The following is a 19,849-nucleotide window of genomic DNA, read 5'->3' as shown; positions in this document are numbered from 1 at the left end:
CGCCATGACCTACGAACTCTACTACTGGACCGGCATCCAGGGCCGCGGCGAATATGTCCGCCTGGCGCTGGAAGCGGCCGGGGCGCCCTACCGCGACGTGGCGCGGGAGGAAGGCGACCATGTGATCGCGGAGGTCGGCAGGACGCTTGCGACGCCGTCCTTCGCCCCGCCCTTCCTGAAAGACGGTTCGCTGGTCGTCGGACAGGTGGCGGCGATCCTTCTCTATCTCGGGGACAGGCTGGACCTCGCGCCGAAGGACGAACGCCTTCGGCTCTGGACGCATCAGATCCAGCTCACCATCGCCGATTTCGTGCTCGAGGGGCATGACGTGCACCACCCCATCGGCGCGGGACGATATTACGAGGAACAGAAGCCGGAATCGCTTCGGCGGGCGGAGGAATTCCGCAAGGAGCGCGTTCCCAAATTCCTCGACTGGTTCGAGACGATCCTCGCGCGCAACACCGAAGGGCCGGCGCATCTGGTCGGCAACCATCTCACCTATGCGGATCTTTCGCTTTTCCAGGCGATGAGCGGCCTGACCTATGCCTTTCCGAACCTCATGAAGCGGCTCGGACCGAAATACGGCAAGATCGACGCGGTCTGCAAAAGGGTGGAGAAATTGCCGAGGATCGCGGCCTATCTTGCCAGCGACAGGCGCCTTGCGCCCAACGAAAGCGACCTCTTCCGCCACTATCCCGAACTGGATCCGTAGGGCAGCGGATCAGCCGACCCGCTTTTCCAGTTCCTCTTCTTCAATCATCGCGGCCGCACCCGGCACGGCGACGAACTGTTCGAGCGTCATCGTATCGAGGATGGAAGCGATGGCGTCGCGCACCTCGGTCATGGCGCGGCGGACCTGACAGCCTTCCGGATCGGCGCAGTCCTCGCAGGCCTCATAGGCCGTGCGGCTTGCGCAGCGGATCGGCGCCAGCGGCCCGTCGAGGACGCGGATGGCGTGGCCGATGCGGATTTCCGAGGCAGGATGGGAAAGGGAATAGCCGCCGCCCGGCCCCTTCTTCGAACGCAGCATGCCGGCATTGCGCAGTTCGAGAAGGATGGTGTCGAGAAACTTCTTCGGAATGTTGTTGCGCAGCGCGATCTCGCTGACGAAAGCCGTTTCGCCCGGGGCGAGGCGCGCCAGGTCGACCAGCGCCTTCAACCCGTATTTTCCCTTTTTCGTCAGCATTTCGGCCTGCTTTCCATCGGCATGTGCGGCAGCGTGGACGCACGCTGGCGCCCGGCGATTTCATCCGTCGTCTTCGGGAAGATCGATCGGCTCACCCATGACGGGTGATTCCGGCTCATTCTAGGCACCGAAGTGCGAAAAACATATAAAAACGGTATAATTTATCAGAGCGGCAAATACCAAGGAATTTCAGCCCCCAGACCGCCGTTTTCCGGCCGTTTTGGCCTTGAACGTGCCCAATAGGCATCATTTTCGATGCCTTCCGGCGGCAAATGGCTTTCATCTGCGGCGTAGCGCCGCTTTTCGCATCGATTCGCACCGGGTTTGGCACATAGGCGTCAAAAGGCCCGCCACCTTGCGGCGGCGGACCCTCTGGAGTTGAAAGGTTAGTGCTTGCCGCCCTTGCGGCCGGCTTCCGAGGACCGTTCGCGGTCTTCCGCGAAGTTGCCCTTGCCGCCGCGCTGACCGTCGTTCTGGTCGTGCTTGCCGGAGGCCTCGACCTTGCGATCCTCGTTCTTGTGGCTCTGCTGGCCAGCCTTCACATGCTGTTCATGGGTTCCGCCTTGGTTCGGCATAATGCTTCTCCTGGGTTTCAAATGCAGGCGTTCATTCGCTTGCGCGGAGTCAACCGAAACGGCGAGCGGTCGTTCCCCGCTGAAACATATCGTGATGGAGATCCGGCCGATCTCACCGGCACGCATAGAGCAGCCCGGGGAGTCGTCATTTCGATCCTTCCGCCAGAAGCGCAAAAGCAATTGCCGCGCGCCCGGTAAATTGAGGCGAAAATTTCTCTACTAAATTTATTGATTATATAGCTTTGAGAAACCGGCCCGCAGAGATTTCGGGCGACGGCAACTTGAGGAGAGGACCATGACCATTACCCGCAGAGCCCTGCTCGCCGCGACCGCCGCCCTTGCCATGGCGGCTTCCCTCGGCGCGGCGCATGCCGCGGACGTGACGCTCAACATCGGCTACCAGCCGATCGTCGAGCCGTCCCGCGTTCCGCAGGCCGACGGCACCTATGAGAAGGCGACCGGCGCGAAGATCAACTGGCAGAAATTCGACGGCGGCGCGGACGTGATCGCCGCCATCGCCTCCGGCTCGCTCGATATCGGCTATGTCGGCTCCTCGCCGCTTGCCGCCGCCGCCAGCCGTGAGCTGCCCATCGAGACGATCTTCGTCGTCGGCCTCATCAGCGAGGCGGAAGCGCTCGCGGTGAAATCCATCGACAAGCCGGAGGATCTTGCCGGCAAGAAGATCGCGACGCCCTTCGTCTCGACCGCCCATTACAGCCTGCTGACCGCGCTGAAGCACTGGAACGTCGATCCGAAATCGGTCGAGATTCTCAACCTGCGCCCGCCGGAAATCGCGGCGGCCTGGGAACGCGGCGACATCGACGGCGCCTATGTCTGGGATCCGGTGCTAGCCCAGCTGAAGAAGGGCGGCAAGGTCCTCGCGACCTCTGCCGACGTCGCGGACTGGGGCGGGCCGACCTTCGACGCCTGGATCGTCAGCAAGAAATTCGCCGAGGAACACCCGGACGTCGTGACTGCCTTCGTCAAGGTGACGGGCGATGCGACCGCCGCCTATCGCGCCGATCCCGATGCCTGGAACGCCACCTCGCCGGAAGCCGGGAAGATCGCTCGCCTCACCGGCGCCAAGCAGGACGAGGTGCCGGCGCTGCTCAAGGGTTACATCTTCCCGACGCTCGAGGAACAGGCCGGCGAAAAGCTGCTCGGCGGCGGCACGGTGAAGGCGGTCGCCGACACCTCGGCCTTCCTGCTGGAACAGGGCAAGATCCCCGCGGCCCTTTCCGACTACTCGCCGTACGTCTCCACCCGCTGGGTGACGGACGCGACGAAGCTCGCCTACTGACGCCTGAACCTTTGCGGCGGACGGGCCCGGTGGCGCGAAGGCGCTGCCGGGCCATCGACTGCCACCACGGCATTAATCTTGGAGGGCCCATGAGCATCCTGACATTCCGCAACGTCGCGCTGCGCTACCCGGCAAGGCCGGGCCGGGGCGGCGCGGGCGCAAAGCTGGTCCTCGACGGCATCAACCTGCAGGTCGCTTCGGACGAGCTGGTCGCCATCATCGGGCGCTCCGGCTCGGGCAAGACGAGCCTGCTCAACCTTGCGGCCGGCTTCATCGCGCCGAGCACCGGCACCATCGCGCTCGACGGCGAGCCGGTGCGCGGCCCCGGCGCCGACCGCGCAGTCGTCTTCCAGGACGATGCGCTCTATCCCTGGCTCGACGCGCGCGACAACATTGCCTTCCCGCTCAAGCTGAGGGGCATTCCGCTTGCCGAGCGCCGGGCGCGGGCCGATGCGCTTCTTGCCCGCGTCGGGCTTGCGGAGGCCGGCGAACGGCGCATCTGGGAGCTTTCCGGCGGCATGCGCCAGCGCGTCGGCATCGCGCGGGCGCTGGCGGCGGAGCCGCGCTTCCTCCTGCTCGACGAACCGCTCGGCGCGCTGGACGCGCTGACCCGAACGCGCATGCAGGAATTCCTCCTGCGCATAAAGGCCGAAAGCGGCGCGGGCGCCATCCTCATCACGCACAGCATCGAGGAGGCCCTGCTGCTCGGCACGCGCATCGTCGTGCTCTCGCCCAATCCGGGACGCCTGACGGCCGAGATCGAGGCGGGCTTCAATGCGGAGGTGCTGAACGGCGCCTCGGTATCCGCCGTAAAGGCATCGCCCCTCTTCAAACGCATGCATGCCGGCCTCACTGGTCTCATCCATTCCGGCGCAGACGAGGAGCTTGCCGCATGACCCTCTCCACCGACGTCACGTCCCTGCCCGAGGTTCCGGCGAAGGACCCGCCCTGCGAGCGCGCCGAGCGGCGGCCGCTGCCCGTCGCGGTCATCTCCGCGATCACCGTCGCCGTGCTCGTCGCGCTCTGGGCGCTGGCCGCCGCCTATGCGCTGGTCTCGCCGGTCTTCCTGCCCTCGCCCCGGCAGGTGGTGGTCGCGATCTACAATCTCGTCGTCACCGGTTTCGTCGATGCGACCCTCGCCGAGCATCTCGGCGCCAGCCTCACCCGCATCTTCGGCGCGCTCGCCGCCTCCATCGCGATCGGCATTCCTGCCGGCCTTGCCATCGGCACGAGCCGGATCGGCCGCGGCATCCTCGACCCGGTGGTGGAGTTTTTGCGCCCGCTGCCGCCGCTGGCCTATCTGCCGCTCATCATCATCTGGGTCGGCATCGGCGAGGCCTCGAAGATCACCGTCATCGCGCTTTCCATGCTGCCCTCGATCATCCTGTCGACATCAGCCGGCGTGCGCGGCGTCTCGAAGGACCATGTCAACGCCGCCCGTTCCCTCGGCGCGAGCCGGCGGCAGGTTTTGTCCGACGTGGTGCTGCCGAGCGCGGTCCCGTCGATCCTCACCGGCATCCGCATCGCGCTCGGCGCGGGCTGGACGACGCTGGTGGCGGCCGAACTCGTGGCGGCGACGAGCGGCATCGGCTTCATGATCCAGTCGGCCGCGCAGTTCCTCGTCACCGACGTCGTGATAGCCGGCATCGTCGTCATCGCGCTGGTGGCGATCCTGCTGGAAGCCATCGCGCGCCAGATCGAGCGGCGGCTCGTGCCCTGGGCCTCGCACCGCTGAGATTTTAGAGCATTTCCGCTTTTCTTCGAATCGCAAAAACGCTTCACACTTTTGCTGGAATTGCTCTAATCGCCGAGCGGCTGGCGGTCGTCGCCATCGCGGTGGCTGACGAGGTCTTCCTTGATGGCGCGCAGGGTCTTCAGCGCCTTCGGCCTGTCGGCATAAGCGACGAGGTTCGCCAGCATGTCGACGACGGCGAGATAGGCATAGCGCGTCGAGGTCGGCCGGAAGACGTTGGTCCCTTCCGGCAGGTCGACCGCGATCACCACGTCCGCCGCTTCGGCGACCGGCGAACGGCTCTGGGTGACGACGACGGTAGGAATGCCGCGCTGCCTCGCCAGGTCGAGGCAGTGGACGAGGGCCGTATCGCGCCCCGTGAAGGACGAGGCGAAGACCACCGTGCCCGGCCGGGCGGCGGCGGAAAGCATCGCGTTCATGTTGTGGTCGTTCGAGGCGCAGATGCGGCAGCCGAGCCGGAACAGCCGGTTGTGCAGCTCGTTGACCACCATCGACGAATTGCCGCTCGCCCCGAAGGCGAGGATGAAATCCGCGCCGCGCAACAGGCCCGCCGCCTTTTCGAGCGCGGCAAGGTCGATCTGGCGGTGCAACTGGTAAAGCGCGGCCTGCGCATTCGCCAGCACGTCGTCGGCGACCTCCTGCGGCGTTTCGGTCAGGACTTCCGGCCGGACATAACGCAGGCCGACGGAGGCCAACCGCGCGAGCTGCACCTTGAAATCCGGAAAGCCCTTGCATCCGAGCCGCCGGCAGAACCGCGTCACGGTCGGCGGCGAGACGCCGGCCCGCCCGGCAAGCTCGCCGATGGAGGCATGCATGACGAAATCGACATTCTCCAGCACGAAATCCGCAAGCGTGCGGTCCAGCCCCGAAAGGCCGCCCTCCTCGTCCGTCAATGCATGAAAGAGGTCCATCCGCGCTCCGCCGGCAAGGCCGCCCTCGCCTTCCTGAAAATGAATTTCACGTGCCAAACGGTCATAGCACAGGCAGAAACCGCATCAATACGACGCTATGTGTGAAATTTAATTTCCTATCTCGGCATTTTCGCCATCCATTCTTACAGAAATCTCTTGCAAAGAGTCGCATGAGTGAAAATAAATAACAAGAAGAAGCTGGCGGAGGCCGGCCATTCATCGGGACCTGTCACCATGCGCATCTTCACGGCCTCGCTTGCCACCGAGACCAACACCTTCTCCCCCGTGCCGACGGACATGAATGCCTTCAAGGCCGCCTTCTATGCCGGCCCGGGCGAGCATCCGGATACGCCGACGCTCTGCTCTTCCGTCGTGCCGATCCTGCGCCGGCGCGGGCGGGCGGAGGGTTTCACCGTCATAGAGGGCACGTCCTGCTGGGCCGAGCCCGCCGGTCTCATCCAGCGCCAGACCTACGAGACGCTGCGCGACCGGATCGTCGGCGAGCTCGAAGCCGCGCTGCCGGTCGATGCCGTCGTGCTCGGCCTGCACGGCGCGATGGTGGCGCAGGGTTATGACGATCCGGAAGGAGACTTCCTGTCGCGCATCCGCGCGCTTGTCGGGCCGGACGTGCTGATCGCCGTGGAATTCGACCCGCACAGCCACCTGACCGCAAAGCGTGTCGCCAATCTCGACATCATGGCGGCCTTCCTCGAATTTCCGCACACGGATTTCGAGGAGCGCGGCGAGCATGTCGTGGAACTTGCGCTGCGCACCCTGAAGGGCGAGATCAGGCCCGTCATCTCCACCTTCGACTGCCGCATGATCACCATCTATCCGACGAGCCGCGAGCCGATGCGCTCCTTCGTCGATCGCCTGAAGGCCATGGAGGGCAAGGATGGCGTGTTGTCGATTTCCGTCATCCACGGCTTCATGGCGGGCGACGTGCCGGAAATGGGCACGCGCATCGTCGTCGTCACTGACGATGACAAGGTGAAGGGCGATGCGCTGGCGGAAAGGCTCGGCCATGACCTCTACCGCCTGCGCCGGGAGACGGCCATGCCGATGCTGGACACGGAGGCCGGCCTCGACCGCGCGCTCGCGGTTCGTACCGCCCAGCCGGACCGCCCCGTCGTCATCGCCGATGTCTGGGACAATCCCGGCGGCGGGGTGGCGGGTGACGCGACCTTCATCCTGCGCCGGATGATCGAGCGCGGCTTCGAGAATGTCGCGGTGGCGACGATCTGGGACCCGATCGCCGTTTCCTTCTGCCACGCGGCTGGGCAAGGGGCAGAACTGGCGCTGCGCTTCGGCGGCAAGTCGGGGCCGGAGGGCGGCGAGCCGCTCGACCTTCGCGTCACGGTGGAGGGCGTCTTCGAGGCGGGCTGGCAGAGCTTCCGCAACAGCCGCGCGACGCTCGGCAGCACGGCGGTGGTGCGCCCGGTCGGCACGACCATCGACATCGTGCTGATCACCAGTCGCACCCAGACCTACGAGCCCGACATCTTCTCCAACCAGGGCGTGGATTTCACCAGCAAGGCCTTCCTGCTGGTAAAGTCGACCAACCATTTCCACGCCGGCTTCCAGCCGGTCTCTTCCGAGATCGTCTATATTGCCGCGCCGACCTCCTACCCGACGGACCCGGCGACCACGCCTTACCGCAAGGCCCGGCTCGACATCTGGCCGCGCGCCTCCGATCCGCTGGGCCTGGAGAGCTAGCCTGCGGGTTATCCGGTCGTTCGGCGCCGAAGGTCATTCCGGTCGGTCGGCCATGGTGGGCGCGATGTTCTGGTTCAGCGAGAACAGGTTCGAAGGGTCGTACTTGTCCTTCAGTTCGACGAGCCTCCGGTAGTTGGGCCCATAGGCAGCCTTGACGCGTTCCGGTCCTTCGTCTCCGAGGTTGTTGACGTAAACCGCACCCGTCGAGAATGGACGAACGGCGGTCCATACGTCGCGCACCCAGGCGAGGTTTTCGCCATCCGCAGCCGGGTCGTCCCATATCGCGATGGGGAAGCAGTCGAACTCGGCATCCCGGCCGGCATAGGCGGTCGCGGCAACGGGAACGCGGGAGATTGCGCCTCCTACCTGCTGCAGGACAAGGAGAGCATTGTCGCCCGGCGCCTTCCTGTAGGCATCGAGGAGCGCGTCGATCATGTCCGCGGTAAGCTCGCGCATGAACTGGGCCTTCCACGAATAGCGGCGGCCACGCGGAAACACCGCGTCGCCTGCCGACTGCACGGCGAGATAGGGCGTCGGCTCGACATGCGCGCTGACGGATTTTCCCTGCGCATAGGCGAAAAGCGGTGCGATGTCTCTCGCCGCCTGTGCCGGGACGCCGGAATGGAAGACGGAGATCGAGAACAGCCGTTCGCCCGCCGACGTGAACAGCGCGGCATCGAGGCTGAGTTCGTCCGGCGCATTCCGGGCGAATTCGTCATAGATTTTCAAGGCTTCCCGCGCCCTTGCCTCCGGGAAGACGACACTGCCGGCAAGGACCGTGGTGCCGATGGCATGAAGGCGATAGTCGAAGCGGGTGACGATCCCGAAATTGCCGCCACCGCCCCGCAGCCCCCAGAAGAGATCGGGATTCTCGTCGGCGCTCGCATGGAGCACCCTGCCGTCGGCTGTCACGACCTGCGCCGAAAGGAGATTGTCGCAGGCGAGTCCGAAGCGCCGGCCGAGCTTGCCGAAGCCACCGCCCAATGTGAGGCCCGCAATGCCGGTATCGCCGTTGACACCCATGGTCGTCGCGAGGCCGCAGGCTTGCGTGGCCCTATCGAATTCGGCGAGCGTCAGTCCCGCTTCGGCCGAAGCAAAGAGGCGGCTATCCTCCACCAGCCTGTTCTTCATCCGCGAAAGGTCGATGACGAGCCCACCCTCGCAGACCGACTTTCCCGCAACATTGTGTCCGCCGCTGCGCACGGAAATCGACAGGCCACCCTCCCGTGCCGCGGCAAGCGCCGCGACCACGTCCTCCGTGCAGGCGCAATAGGCAATGGCAGCCGGCCGCTTGTCGACAAGACCGTTCCAGACTTGCCGTGCGCGTTCGTAGACAGGATCTACCCGGAGAACCAGCTCGCCGCGAAGTGCGCGGCGCAGCCGGGTTTCCTCTCGCAGGCTCATTTCCACAGTTGCGGCAGGCTCCAGGGCGTCGGCTTTCATCTCGGCTCTCCCATCCTTGGCTCGATGGACGCTCTCACGGGAGGCGAACATTAGCAAAATCAAAGAAATCAGGTGATGGATGAAATGAATTCATCTATGATCGCGCCATGAGGAAACTGCCGCCCCTCAACGCATTGCGAGCCTTCGAAAGCGCCGCCCGGCACCTGAGCTTCCGGCTGGCGGCGGTCGAACTCGGCGTCACGCCCACCGCCATCAGCCATCAGATCCGTCTGCTGGAGGATATCTGCGCCCAGCCGCTTTTTTTCCGACGGCCGCGTCCCCTTCGCCTGACCGAAGCAGGGAACATGCTGTTTCCCGTGCTACGCGGCGGCTTCGACTCCTTCACCGCGGCGTTTGCGGCGCTCTGCGAGATGCCGCACCAGGTCCTGCGCGTCACCACGCCGAATGCCTTCGCAAGCCGGTGGCTCGTACCGCGTCTTCCCCTGTGGCAGGAGGCCCAGCCCGAGATCGCGCTCGAAATCATCGGTACGGACCGAACCCTGAGCCTCGAAAGCGGCGAGGCGGACGTCGCGATCCGCTATTCGCGGAGCATGCCGGATGGTTGCGCCGGGCAGGAGCTGTTTCGCGACACCTATTTTCCGGTCTGCCGGCCCCATCTGCTTGCCGCTGGAAAACCGCTCGCGACGCCGCGCGACATCTATCGCCTGCCGCGCATCCACTATGACTGGATGAAAATCGATCCCGAGACTCCGACCTGGCGCCACTGGTGGAGCAAGGCGCGCGCGCTGGAACCGGGGCTGCCGCATGACGCGGAGACCTGCCGGCTCAGCTTCCGCGAGGAGGCACACGCCATCGCCGCGGTGCTGGCCGGTCAGGGCGTAGCGATCTGCAGCGATGTCGTCCTCGCGCCGGAGCTCGAGGCGGGCGAGCTGGTGAAGGCGCACGAACTCTCGCTGCCGGGTCTCGGTTACTATCTCCTGCACCGGCCTGACCATCCCCGCAAACGCGTGATCGCGCTGTTTGCCGAGTGGCTGCGCAGCGTCGTCTGAAGCGCTACCGCGGGGCGGGCCTTCAGCCGCGCCGGGCGGCTGCAATCGCGGCGACGTCGATCTTCTTCATCGTCATCATGGCACTGAAGGCGCGCTTCGCCTCGCCGCCCCCCGCCGCCATCGCCTCCATCAGGACACGCGGTGTGATCTGCCAGGAGATACCCCACCTGTCCTTGCACCAGCCGCATTCGCTTTCCTGCCCGCCATTGCCGACGATGGCATTCCAGTAGCGGTCCGTCTCTTCCTGGTCTTCAGTGGAAATCTGGAAGGAAAATGCCTCCGAATGCTTGAAGATCGGCCCGCCGTTGAGCCCGAGGCAGGGGATGCCGGCAACCGTGAATTCGACCATCAGCACATCGCCCTCCTTGCCGGAGGGATAGTCACCCGGCGCACGGTAGACACCGGTGACCGCACTGTCGGGAAAGACCTGCGCATAGAAGCGTGCGGCGTCTTCCGCGTCCTTGTCGTACCAGATGCAAACAGCGTTCTTTGGCATTGTCGGTTCCTTTCGCTCGGTTCGTTGCCAGCGGCCTCCGGCACGGGTTGAAGCCTTCCCCCATTGCCGGATCCACTCGGTCAGAGGACGAACAAGGTCGCCACGTTCCGACAGCCCCAAGAAAAAATCCCGACCCGGATCGTCCCACTCAAAGCGACCACCGGCTCATTCGCCATCCATCAGCCGGATTATGGGCGTCTGCGTTAAGTTAGGGCTGGCCTCGTGGTTGAACAGCCCCGGATCCGCCTCCGCCACCATGCGGAACCGCAGAAATTCGTTGAAAGTCCCCGCACATCCGGCCCTGATTTCGAGCCTCACCACCTCATTTATAGTCTCCATCGATAAGTTCAAACGAAATAAAACGGCTAATCAACCCAATCGCCTGCTGCTACCTAAGATGCATCACAAGCCGCCCGATCCGCATTCATGCAGGAAAAACCGCATCCATGAAGATTCGCATCGCCTTTGCCGGCCGGACGATGACCGCCGCGCTGGAGGACAATTCCTCCGTCCGCGACTTCGCATCCATGCTCCCGCTCCATGATCTCCAGATCGACGATTATGCCCATAACGAGAAGATCGCCTACCTGCCGCGCAAGCTCACCGAAGCGGGCGGCGGCCGCTTTTCCGGCGAGCGCCCCGGCGACGTCTGCTACTATGCCCCCTGGGGCAACCTCGCCCTCTTCTACGGCGAATACCAATGGTCGCGCGGCCTGATCCGGCTCGGCCGTATCGACGGCAGCTTCGAACCCTTGCTGGCGCGGGGAAAATTCCCGCTTCAGATCGACGTCATCCGATAACAGACAGGAGAATGACCATGGATATCTCACGCGCAGGATCGCGCTCATCCGCCAAGGGGCCGGAAGCATGGTTCACCGGCACGGTCCGCATCGACCCGCTCTTCAATCCCTTCGACGCCGAACGGGTGCAGGGCGCGCAGGTGACGTTCGAGCCGGGGGCAAGGACGGCGTGGCACACCCATCCGCTCGGTCAGACCTTGCTCGTCGTTTCCGGCCTCGGCCGGGTGCAGCGCGAAGGCGGCCCGGTGGAGGAGATCCGGCCCGGCGACGTGGTCTGGTTCGCCCCCGGCGAACGGCACTGGCACGGCGCGGCGCCGGATGTCGCCATGACCCATATCGCGCTCCAGGAGGTCAAGGACGGCAAGGTCGTCGACTGGCTGGAACATGTCACGGACACCGAATACGGCGCCTGAGACAGGCGCGACGCGAAAGGAATACCCCATGCTTGGAACAGTGCTTTACAGCCCCGGCGACATCCGCTGCGAAGAGGTGGCGGAGCCGGAAATCCTCCAGCCCACCGACGCCATCCTGAAACTTGCCGCCACCTGCATCTGCGGCTCGGACCTATGGCCCTATCGCGGCCTCCAGCCGCTGAACGGCCCCATGCATATGGGCCATGAATATTGCGGCGTGGTGGTCGAAGTCGGCAGCGCGGTGAAGACCGTCAAGCCCGGCCAGTTCGTCGTCGGCTCTTTCTGCTGCTCGGACAATACCTGCCCGCATTGCCGCTTCGGCTTCCCGTCCTCCTGCGAGAACCGTGAATTCATGACGCGGGCACAGGCGCCGCTGCTGCGCGTGCCGCTTGCCGACGGAACCCTCGTCGCGACGCCCTATATGCCGGACGAAGACCTGATCCCGAGCCTGCTTGCGGTCTCCGACGTGCTCGGCACAGGCTGGTACGCGGCGGATGCCGCGCGCGTGCGGCCGGGCGGCACGGTCGTCGTCGTCGGCGACGGCGCGGTCGGCCTGATGGGCGTTCTGGCCGCAAGGCAAATGGGCGCCGAAAAGATCATCGCGATGAGCCGCCACAAGAGCCGGCAGGACCTCGCCCTCGAGTTCGGCGCGACGCACATCGTATCCGAGCGCGGCGACGAGGGCGTCGCCCGCATCAGGGACCTGACGGACGGTGTCGGCGCGGAATCGGTGCTGGAATGCGTCGGCACGCAGGAATCGATGTCGCAGGCAATCGCCTCCGCCCGCCCCGGCGGCTCGGTCGGCTTCGTCGGTGTGCCGCATGGCGTGGAGATCGACGGCCAGCAACTGTTCTTCGCCCAGAAGAACCTGCTCGGCGGCCCGGCCCCCGTGCGCCGCTTCCTGCCGGACCTGATCGACCTGGTCATGACCCGCAAGATCAATCCCGGCAAGGTTTTCGACCTGGAATTACCTCTGCAGGACGTCGCCGAAGGCTACCGCGCCATGGACGAACGGCGCGCGATCAAGACCCTGCTGCGCCTCTCGTGAACCGCGACCGGGAGCCCTGCTGCTGCAAGGGCTCCCATCCGCGGCGTCCCTCGCAAGACGCCGTCATCCGCAGAGCAGGAGGCGGTGCTCCGACATCGGGCGGGGCCGGCCGTAAAGGAAACCCTGCGCCTCGCGGCATCCTTCCGCCCGCAGGAAATCCGCCTGTTCCTGCCGCTCGACGCCTTCCGCCACCACCGACATGCCGAGACTGTCGGCAAGCAGGATCGTCGCCTTGACGATGGCCGCGGAGACGGCGTTGGTCGTCACGTTCTCGATGAAGGAGCGGTCCATCTTGACCTTGTCGAAGGGGAAAACCTGCAATGTCGACAGCGACGAATAACCGGTTCCGAAGTCGTCCATGGCGATAGTGACGCCGAGCGCCTTCAGCCGTCGAATGACGTGGAGCGTGCGCGCCTGGTCCTCGATAAGGCTCGCTTCGGTGATCTCCAGTTCGAGACGAGCGGCGGAAAGCCCGCAGGACAGCAGGATTTCGTGAATGTCCCCGGCGATATCCGTCTGCGCGAGCTGGGCGGCCGCTATATTGACGGCCACCCGGTGGGTGACGTTCCAGCCAGCCGCGTCCGCACAGGCTGTCCGCAGGACCCATTCGCCAATCGGCACGATCAGCCCCGTCTCCTCGGCGATCGGAATGAATTCGGATGGCGATACCAGGCCCCGTTCGCGGTGCCGCCAGCGCAGCAAGGCCTCATAGCCTGTCACTGCGCCGGTGCGCAGGTCCAGCTGGGGCTGGTAATGAAGCTCCAGTTCTTCCCGCTCGACGGCGTGGCGCAGCTCCATGGCAAGCGCGCTGCGCGCGCGACGGCCCTCGTCCATCGACGGTTCGTAATAGCGGACCGCATTTCCCGCCGCGCGCTTGGCACGATACATCGCGTGATCCGCCCGGCAGATCAGGTCTTCCTCGCTCGCCGCATCGGCCGGGCAGAGGCTGATCCCCACGCTCACCCCGACGGACAGGGCGTCCGCACCGCGTATGACGGGTTGGAGGACGCAATCGACGAGGCGCTGGACGAACGCGTCGATGTCGCTCCGGCCCTGGACGGGATGCTTGACCGCGATGAACTCGTCTCCGCCGACGCGCGCGACGAATTCACCATTGCCCATCCGCAATGCGAAGCGTCGGGCGAGCGTCTGCAACAGGTAATCCCCCGCATGATGGCCGTGGACGTCGTTGATTTCCTTGAAGCGGTCGAGATCGATGACGACGACGGCAGCCTGCCCGCCCTGCTCAGCGATCCGTTTCACGACGAGGGGCAGATGTTCCGACAGGTAGGCGCGGTTCGGCAGGCCCGTCAACGGGTCGTGCCGGGCCGCATGGCGGAAGTTTTCGATGAGGTCGCGCTGATAACGCGTGTCCATGACATAGAAAATCAGCCCCGCGACCATCGCCATCGTCAAAAGGACGAGCACGGCTAGAAGCTCATTGGAAATGGTATGCGACGCGGAGGGGGCAAGCGGATCGGGTACGATCGTCGCCGCACCCATGCCCGTGAAATGCATGGCGCAGATCGCAAGCACCAGCGTGAACACTGCCGTCACGCGGCTCGCACGCGAACGTTTCCGCGCCAGGAGATGGGCCGTCAGGGTTCCGAAGCCGAGGGCAAAGAAAGCCGAGGCCGCGACAAGCCCGCCGTCCCACACGATACGGGCGGAACCTTCCAGCCCCGCCATCCCGGTGAAATGCATGGCAAGGATGCCGATGCCCGCGACGATGCCGCCGGCCTCGGCGGGCAGCCAGCGGGGCGGTTCGACCGTCAGGCAGAAGCCGCCGGCGGTGAAGGCGATGGCGATCAGCAGGGATCCGACCGTCATCAGGGGATCGAATGTATGCGCCATGGGAATCTGGAAGCCCAGCATGGCGATGAAATGCGTCGTCCAGATCGCCGCACCGCCGGCAATGCCGGAAAGAACGATCCACCAGAGCCGCCGCCCGGCGGGCAGGCGGCCGGCGCGGTCGAACAATCGCACGGTCATTACGGAGGCGATGATGCAAATGACGGCTGCCGCGACGACGAAGGTGTAGTCGTGCTCATAGGCCAGGCAGGAAACGACTCTCAACATGGACAGGTCTCAGACTGCATATGCAATCTATGGTAAGGGGAAGAATCGTAATAAATCCTGAAGTTCATCCCTGAAATTCAACCGATGCCCTGATATATCGGGATGCAGCGGCGGCACTCGATGCCGAGCGGACACGGCACCCTCCGCCGGAGGGAACTTCGTGCAGGTTCAATGGTTGTATTGCCTTGAAACCGGTTCGGAGAAAGGCGATGCGTCACGTCAATGCGGGATGTCTCATCTGCTGCGCCGCGGCGCTACTTTTCACGCCGACCCAGGCCAGCGAGGCGCAGTTCCTCGGTGGGCTGGAAGGTCAGTATGTCGGCAAGGGGCAGGTGAGGCTCCGCACCAACCGGCAGCCGATCAATATAAGCTGCACCTTCACCTCCACCACGTCGCCGAGTTCCCTCTCGCTCAAGGGGCGCTGCCGTGGCCTGCTCGTCGTATCGCGCGCGGTAGGTGTCGACCTCAAGGCCTCGGGCGGAACCTATCGCGGCTCCTATATCGGCGCGGGCTCCGGCCCCGCCTCGCTTTCCGGCCGGCGAAAGGGCAACAGCCTCGCCCTCACCATCCAGTGGGCAAAGCCGATAAACGGCGACCGCCGCGCCAGCCTCACCGTCGCGCAGACCGGCGCGCGGGGGTTGAAGCTCACCACCTCCGACCGCGACCCCGCCTCGGGAAAGACCGTCGTCACCAGCCAGATAATGCTTCAACGCCAATGACCGCCGGGAGCAGGCACGCGATACCCGCTCCCGACCAGGCCGCGCTCAAACCTTCACGACGCTCGCGGCGTAGATCTCGTCGATCGTCCCGGCAAGGCTGGCGTTGAATTCCGCATCGCTCATCGTCACCCGCAGGTCTTCCGTCAGGGCCCGGGAGAAGCTGGCGATCATGTTGCGGTTGCGGCTGAGCTTCTCGCAGGCGACCGCGCGGCTGTAGCCGCCGGAAAGCGCGACGACGCGGACGACCGAATTGTGGGCGGCCAGCGGCTCGTAGAGGCCGGCGACACTCGGCAGGGTCAGCTTGAGCATCACCCGTTCGCCCGCAGGCAGGGCATCGAGTTCCCTTGCGATCTCGTCGCGCAGGATGGCCTCGGCCTCCTCCTTGCTCGGGCTCTTGATCGAAACCTCCGGCTCGATGATCGGCACGAGGCCGTGGCGAAGGATCTGCCGGCCGATTTCGAACTGCTGCCGGACGACGGCCGCGATACCGGCCTTGTCGGCATGGCCGATCACCGAGCGCATCTTGGTGCCGAAGATGCCCTTCTTCACCGCGCGGGCGAGCAACGCGTCGAGCTCGGGCATCGGCTTCAGCACCTGGACGCCGTTCTCCTCGGCGGCAAGGCCCTTGTCGACCTTGAGGAAGGGCACGACGCCGCGATCCTGCCAGAGATAGGCGGGAACCGGCTTGCCTCCGGCCTCCCCGTCCATGGTCTTCTCGAAGAGGATGGCGCCGATCACCTTGTCCCCCGAAAAGGCGGGCGCCGTCATGATGCGCACGCGCATCTCGTGCATGAGGCGGAACATCGCCTCCTCGCCGTCATAGTCGGAATCGGCGATGCCGTAGAGCCGCAAGGCGCCGGGCGTCGAGCCGCCGCTCTGGTCGAGGGCCGCGATAAAGCCCTCCTTGCCGGTCATCTGCGCCATCATCCTTGCATCGGTCATGCTCGCCTCCCTGTTGTATGCTAGCGACCCCGGACGCGTTCCACCGCGCCCGACCCGCCTGCCGATCCCCAACCTATCATCGAGACAGGCGGATGTCCCATCTTCCGAACGGCGACAAGCACCGGCGTCGTGTCAGCGGCGGTCGTCCTCTTTCGTATCGACCTCGTCGAGGCGGCGGAAGGCATAGCCCTTCGCCTTGAGCGCCAGGACACCCCTGGCGACACCCGCCCCCGAGGCCCGGCCCGGCTGGTTGATATGCGCGATGATGACATCGCCATCCCGCGCGTTGCCGATGATCCTCTCCGCCTTGGCGGCCGGCACCGTGGCGCCGTAATCGCCGCTCAGCGAGTAGCCGCCGATGCGAAAGCCCATGGATTTGATCAGGTCCAGCGCATCGGAGCTGTAGCGCGCGGTCGCGTCCCGATACCAGCCGGCCTGCACGCCGAAGTCCGCCGTGATGGCGCTGGCGCCGCCCTCGACCTCCGCCCTGACATTCGCGAGGGTTCCCGCGGGCTTGATGCCGAAGACCGGCTTGTCGCCCACCACCGCCGGAACGTGGTTGCTGCCGTGGTTCTCGATTTCGAAGAGGTCCGGATGGGCGGCCAGCAGCTTGACGGTCGGGCCGTTGCGGACGAGCCAGCGCCGCGTCACGAAAAGCGTGGCCGGGATGCGGTGGTCGACAAGCGTTTTCAGGATGCGCTCGTCGACGCCGCCGCTGCAGGCGTCGAATGTCAGGGCGACCTGCGGGTGGCCCGAACCGCCCTTCGCGATCGTCAGCCGCGGCTCGCGCAGATCCTTGGCGACGGCGGGGGATGCCAGCGCCAGCAGAACGAGAATGAACCAGAGCCGCATCGCGCCTTCTCCCGAAATTTTCTCCGCCGGAAACCATCTTCCGGCGGGAACACGCGCCGCACTACGGCCGAGGCGGCGCGAAATTATGTCCATGCGCGCTATAGCCATCCGCGCGGCTTCCGTCATCCGCGCAGGTGTCGCATCTTCGATTGCGCGCCGAATCCTGATAGGCGGCAGGAAGCCATCGAGGGAGGGGACATGGTTTTCGATTATTGCGTCGTGGGCGGCGGGATCGTCGGGCTGGCGACGGCGATGCGGCTTCTGGAGCGGCGGCCGGGCAGCAGCCTCCTGCTTCTGGAAAAGGAGGCGGCGCTCGGCCTGCACCAGACAGGGCACAACAGCGGCGTCATCCATGCGGGCATCTATTATCCGCCGGGCAGCCTGAAGGCCGAGCTCTGCCGCAAGGGCGCGGAGGCGACGAAGGCCTTCTGCGCGGAAAACGGCATCCGCTTCGATGTCTGCGGCAAGCTGCTCGTCGCCACCTCCGATCTCGAGGTGGAGCGCATGGAAGCGCTGCATGCGCGCTCGAAGGAAAACACCATCGAGGTGCATCGTATCAGTGAAGGCGAGCTGAAGGAGCGCGAGCCGAACATCAGCGGTCGCGGCGCGCTGTTCGTGCCCTCCACCGGCATCGTCAGCTATGCCGAGATCTGCTTTGCCATGGGACGGCGCATCGCCGCGCTCGGCGGCGAGGTCAGGCTCTCGACGCGGGTCATCGGCATTTCCGAAGCGGTCGACGCGGTCGAGATCGCCGCGGAGGGCGAAAGCTGGCAGGCGAGGAAGCTCGTCGCCTGCGCCGGCCTCCAGTCGGACCGGCTCGCCGTCCTTGCAGGCCTTTCCATCGAACATCGCATCGTGCCGTTCCGCGGCGAATATTATCGCCTTCCGGCCGAAAAGAACGATATCGTCCGCCACCTCATCTACCCGGTCCCCGATCCCGCCCTGCCCTTCCTCGGCGTCCACCTGACGCGCATGATCGACGGCAGCGTCACGGTCGGCCCCAATGCGGTGATCGGCTTTGCCCGCGAAGGCTATCCGAAGCTCTCGCTCAATCTTGCGGACATGGCCGACTATGCCCTCTTCCCCGGCTTCTGGAAGACCGTCGTCGCCAACCGCGCCTCCGCGATGACCGAGCTGAAGAACTCGCTGTGGAAGCCCGGCTATCTGGAAGAGTGCCGGAAATATTGCCCGGGCCTCACGCTCTCCGACCTTCTGCCGCACGAAGCGGGTATCCGCGCCCAGGCGGTACGTCGCGACGGCGCCCTCATCCACGACTTTCTCTTCGCCGGAACGGACCGGATGCTGCATGTCTGCAACGCCCCTTCCCCGGCCGCCACCTCGGCAATCCCCATCGCCGACATGATCGTCGACCGGCTGGCGGCGACCTGACCGGTATCATCGGAATGGGCTCACATTCAGCCTGCGCGGCCACCTCTGCCGTTCGATTATAAATTTGACTTAATTACTCAAGTTAATATGCTCCGACCTCAACGCAAGGCGGACCCTATTCGCATGACGCTGGAAAACCTGATCCCGCCGGGTGGCATGACGCCGAACGACCTCGTTCGGCTCGGCGCCGAATTTGCGCTCGGAGTGGAGCCTGTCGAAATGGCGCCACAGGTTCTGGACACCCCCATCTATACGGGACGCCTTTTGGCGCATGAAGTACAGCCGGGCCTGATGCTCAGCGCCGGCGACGTGACCTATATCTGCGACCAGGGCTTCGCCGTCGAGATGGCGCCGGCCCTCGTCTGCGGCATCATGCTTTCCGGCCAGCCCGTGCGGACCGAGGTCGAGGGCCACGGCAGCTTCGTCCGCCTCCCGCACCAGGTCAATCTCATGGGTTTCGACCGTCCCATCCGCTACACGACGCCGCTGGAGCGCGGGCGCAACTTCCGCACCGCCGGCTTCGTGCTCCAGCCCGCCTTCTTCGAACGCTTCGCGGAAGACATCGACGACGACGGCGTGAGCGCATTGCGCGAACTCACGACGGGCGGTTTCCGCACGGCGACCATCACCCATTCGCCGCGTATCGGCGAGATCGCGCGGCTCTGCCTCGAACATCCCTATGGCGGCCAGCTCGGCAGGCTGTTCCTCGAAAGCAATGCGCTGGCCTATGTGATCGAGGTTGCGCAGGCGCTGAAGGACGAGCGGCGCCTCGTCGCGCTTCTCGGCAGGCGCGAATACGACCGGGTGGTCCATGCCCGCGAAATCCTCGACGGCGACCTCGTCAACACACCGACCACGCTGGAACTCGCCCGGCGCGTCGGCATCAACGTCACCACCCTGCAGGCCAATTTCAAGGCAGTGTTCGGCCGGACCATCTTCGCCCATGTGCGCGAGCAGCGGCTGATGATGGCGAAGATCCTGCTGCAGGAATACCGGCTTTCGGTGGCCGAGGCCGGACGCCGCGTCGGCTTTTCCCGCCCCTCCGCCTTCAGCGCCGCCTATCGCAGGCATTACGGCCACCCGCCGCGCTCGGAACGCCGCCAGTCCACGGGAATACGGCCCGGCTGACGGCGCCGCGAACTATTGCGTTTCGCGAATGTTTGCCTGCGTCGCGCGAAAGTCGAGTTATATCCTCAAGAATACCTGACCCGCTATTT

The 19,849-nt window shown here is 65.2% G+C and carries 20 protein-coding genes; 12 read left to right on the top strand and 8 right to left on the bottom strand.

The features are described 5' to 3' along the window. The first annotated feature begins 4 nt into the window (after positions 1-4). Positions 5-712: a glutathione S-transferase gene (locus ACZ48C_RS18985; RefSeq protein WP_464783661.1), complete on the top strand. Its 708-nt coding sequence runs from the start codon at positions 5-7 to the stop codon at positions 710-712. A gap of 9 nt (positions 713-721) precedes the next feature. On the opposite strand, the gene ACZ48C_RS18980 is transcribed toward ACZ48C_RS18985, so the two are convergent. Further along, positions 722-1,186: an RrF2 family transcriptional regulator gene (locus ACZ48C_RS18980; RefSeq protein WP_119255826.1), complete on the bottom strand. Its 465-nt coding sequence runs from the start codon at positions 1,184-1,186 to the stop codon at positions 722-724. A 386-nt stretch (positions 1,187-1,572) separates the two neighbouring features. Further along, positions 1,573-1,761 carry a KGG domain-containing protein gene (locus ACZ48C_RS18975; RefSeq protein WP_464783660.1) on the bottom strand — a complete coding sequence of 63 codons (189 nt, stop codon included), beginning with the start codon at positions 1,759-1,761 and terminating at the stop codon, positions 1,573-1,575. Between the two features lie 295 nt (positions 1,762-2,056). On the opposite strand from ACZ48C_RS18975, the gene tauA reads away from it, so the two are divergent. The 3 genes from tauA (at position 2,057) to ACZ48C_RS18960 (ending at position 4,796) form a co-directional block, all read left to right on the top strand. Further along, the gene (tauA, locus tag ACZ48C_RS18970) at positions 2,057-3,061 is read left to right on the top strand and encodes a taurine ABC transporter substrate-binding protein (RefSeq protein ID WP_464783659.1); all 1,005 of its coding nucleotides are present in this window, start codon (positions 2,057-2,059) and stop codon (positions 3,059-3,061) included. A gap of 89 nt (positions 3,062-3,150) precedes the next feature. Next, complete coding sequence (locus tag ACZ48C_RS18965; RefSeq protein ID WP_464783658.1) at positions 3,151-3,957, top strand: taurine ABC transporter ATP-binding protein; 807 nt, start codon at positions 3,151-3,153, stop codon at positions 3,955-3,957. Next, a complete protein-coding gene (locus ACZ48C_RS18960; protein ID WP_464783657.1) occupies positions 3,954-4,796 on the top strand; it encodes an ABC transporter permease subunit in 843 nt (280 codons plus the stop codon). Before ACZ48C_RS18965 ends, ACZ48C_RS18960 begins: the two co-directional genes overlap by 4 nt. A 65-nt stretch (positions 4,797-4,861) precedes the next feature. On the opposite strand, the gene ACZ48C_RS18955 is transcribed toward ACZ48C_RS18960, so the two are convergent. Next, positions 4,862-5,725, bottom strand: a complete 864-nt coding sequence (locus ACZ48C_RS18955; protein ID WP_464783656.1) for a MurR/RpiR family transcriptional regulator — start codon at positions 5,723-5,725, stop codon at positions 4,862-4,864. A gap of 234 nt (positions 5,726-5,959) precedes the next feature. Between ACZ48C_RS18955 and ACZ48C_RS18950 the strand changes: the two genes are divergently transcribed. After that, on the top strand, positions 5,960-7,441 hold the full coding sequence (locus ACZ48C_RS18950; RefSeq protein WP_464783957.1) for a M81 family metallopeptidase: 1,482 nt from the start codon (positions 5,960-5,962) through the stop codon (positions 7,439-7,441). A gap of 33 nt (positions 7,442-7,474) precedes the next feature. Here ACZ48C_RS18950 and ACZ48C_RS18945 read toward each other — a convergent pair whose 3' ends face one another. Continuing rightward, positions 7,475-8,884 (bottom strand): FAD-binding oxidoreductase, encoded by a 1,410-nt coding sequence (locus tag ACZ48C_RS18945; RefSeq protein WP_464783655.1) that lies wholly within the window; start codon positions 8,882-8,884, stop codon positions 7,475-7,477. A gap of 107 nt (positions 8,885-8,991) precedes the next feature. Here ACZ48C_RS18945 and ACZ48C_RS18940 point away from each other — a divergent pair, with 107 nt between their 5' ends. Next, complete coding sequence (locus tag ACZ48C_RS18940) at positions 8,992-9,894, top strand: LysR substrate-binding domain-containing protein (protein ID WP_464783654.1); 903 nt, start codon at positions 8,992-8,994, stop codon at positions 9,892-9,894. Positions 9,895-9,916: 22 nt separating this feature from the next. Here the strand turns inward: ACZ48C_RS18940 and ACZ48C_RS18935 are convergent, their stop codons facing one another. Then, positions 9,917-10,390, bottom strand: coding sequence for a VOC family protein (locus tag ACZ48C_RS18935; protein ID WP_424548335.1), 474 nt, complete (start codon positions 10,388-10,390; stop codon positions 9,917-9,919). 446 nt (positions 10,391-10,836) lie between these two features. Between ACZ48C_RS18935 and ACZ48C_RS18930 the strand changes: the two genes are divergently transcribed. Genes ACZ48C_RS18930 through ACZ48C_RS18920 form a run of 3 tightly spaced genes read left to right on the top strand, consistent with a single transcriptional unit; the run spans position 10,837 to position 12,651 of the window. Beyond that, a complete protein-coding gene (locus ACZ48C_RS18930) occupies positions 10,837-11,190 on the top strand; it encodes a cyclophilin-like fold protein (protein WP_464783653.1) in 354 nt (117 codons plus the stop codon). Between the two features lie 17 nt (positions 11,191-11,207). Further along, positions 11,208-11,603, top strand: a complete 396-nt coding sequence (locus ACZ48C_RS18925) for a (R)-mandelonitrile lyase (protein WP_464783652.1) — start codon at positions 11,208-11,210, stop codon at positions 11,601-11,603. 28 nt (positions 11,604-11,631) lie between these two features. Next, a complete protein-coding gene (locus tag ACZ48C_RS18920) occupies positions 11,632-12,651 on the top strand; it encodes a zinc-dependent alcohol dehydrogenase family protein (RefSeq protein WP_464783651.1) in 1,020 nt (339 codons plus the stop codon). Positions 12,652-12,714: 63 nt separating this feature from the next. Here the strand turns inward: ACZ48C_RS18920 and ACZ48C_RS18915 are convergent, their stop codons facing one another. Further along, entirely contained in the window at positions 12,715-14,730 is a 2,016-nt protein-coding gene (locus tag ACZ48C_RS18915) for a putative bifunctional diguanylate cyclase/phosphodiesterase (protein WP_464783650.1), read from the bottom strand. 209 nt (positions 14,731-14,939) lie between these two features. Here ACZ48C_RS18915 and ACZ48C_RS18910 point away from each other — a divergent pair, with 209 nt between their 5' ends. After that, entirely contained in the window at positions 14,940-15,449 is a 510-nt protein-coding gene (locus ACZ48C_RS18910) for a hypothetical protein (RefSeq protein ID WP_464783649.1), read from the top strand. Positions 15,450-15,494: 45 nt separating this feature from the next. On the opposite strand, the gene ACZ48C_RS18905 is transcribed toward ACZ48C_RS18910, so the two are convergent. Then, the gene (locus ACZ48C_RS18905) at positions 15,495-16,391 is read right to left on the bottom strand and encodes a fructose bisphosphate aldolase (RefSeq protein WP_464783648.1); all 897 of its coding nucleotides are present in this window, start codon (positions 16,389-16,391) and stop codon (positions 15,495-15,497) included. Between the two features lie 132 nt (positions 16,392-16,523). Beyond that, complete coding sequence (locus tag ACZ48C_RS18900; protein WP_464783647.1) at positions 16,524-17,243, bottom strand: polysaccharide deacetylase family protein; 720 nt, start codon at positions 17,241-17,243, stop codon at positions 16,524-16,526. Between the two features lie 198 nt (positions 17,244-17,441). Here ACZ48C_RS18900 and lhgO point away from each other — a divergent pair, with 198 nt between their 5' ends. Both lhgO and ACZ48C_RS18890 read left to right on the top strand, forming a co-directional pair. Beyond that, the gene (gene lhgO, locus ACZ48C_RS18895; protein WP_464783646.1) at positions 17,442-18,632 is read left to right on the top strand and encodes an L-2-hydroxyglutarate oxidase; all 1,191 of its coding nucleotides are present in this window, start codon (positions 17,442-17,444) and stop codon (positions 18,630-18,632) included. 123 nt (positions 18,633-18,755) lie between these two features. After that, the gene (locus ACZ48C_RS18890; protein WP_464783645.1) at positions 18,756-19,760 is read left to right on the top strand and encodes a helix-turn-helix domain-containing protein; all 1,005 of its coding nucleotides are present in this window, start codon (positions 18,756-18,758) and stop codon (positions 19,758-19,760) included. Positions 19,761-19,849: the final 89 nt, after the last annotated feature.

The organism is Shinella sp. 1A1, from assembly GCF_055379515.1.
This window is presented reverse-complemented; position numbering and strand designations above follow the sequence as displayed.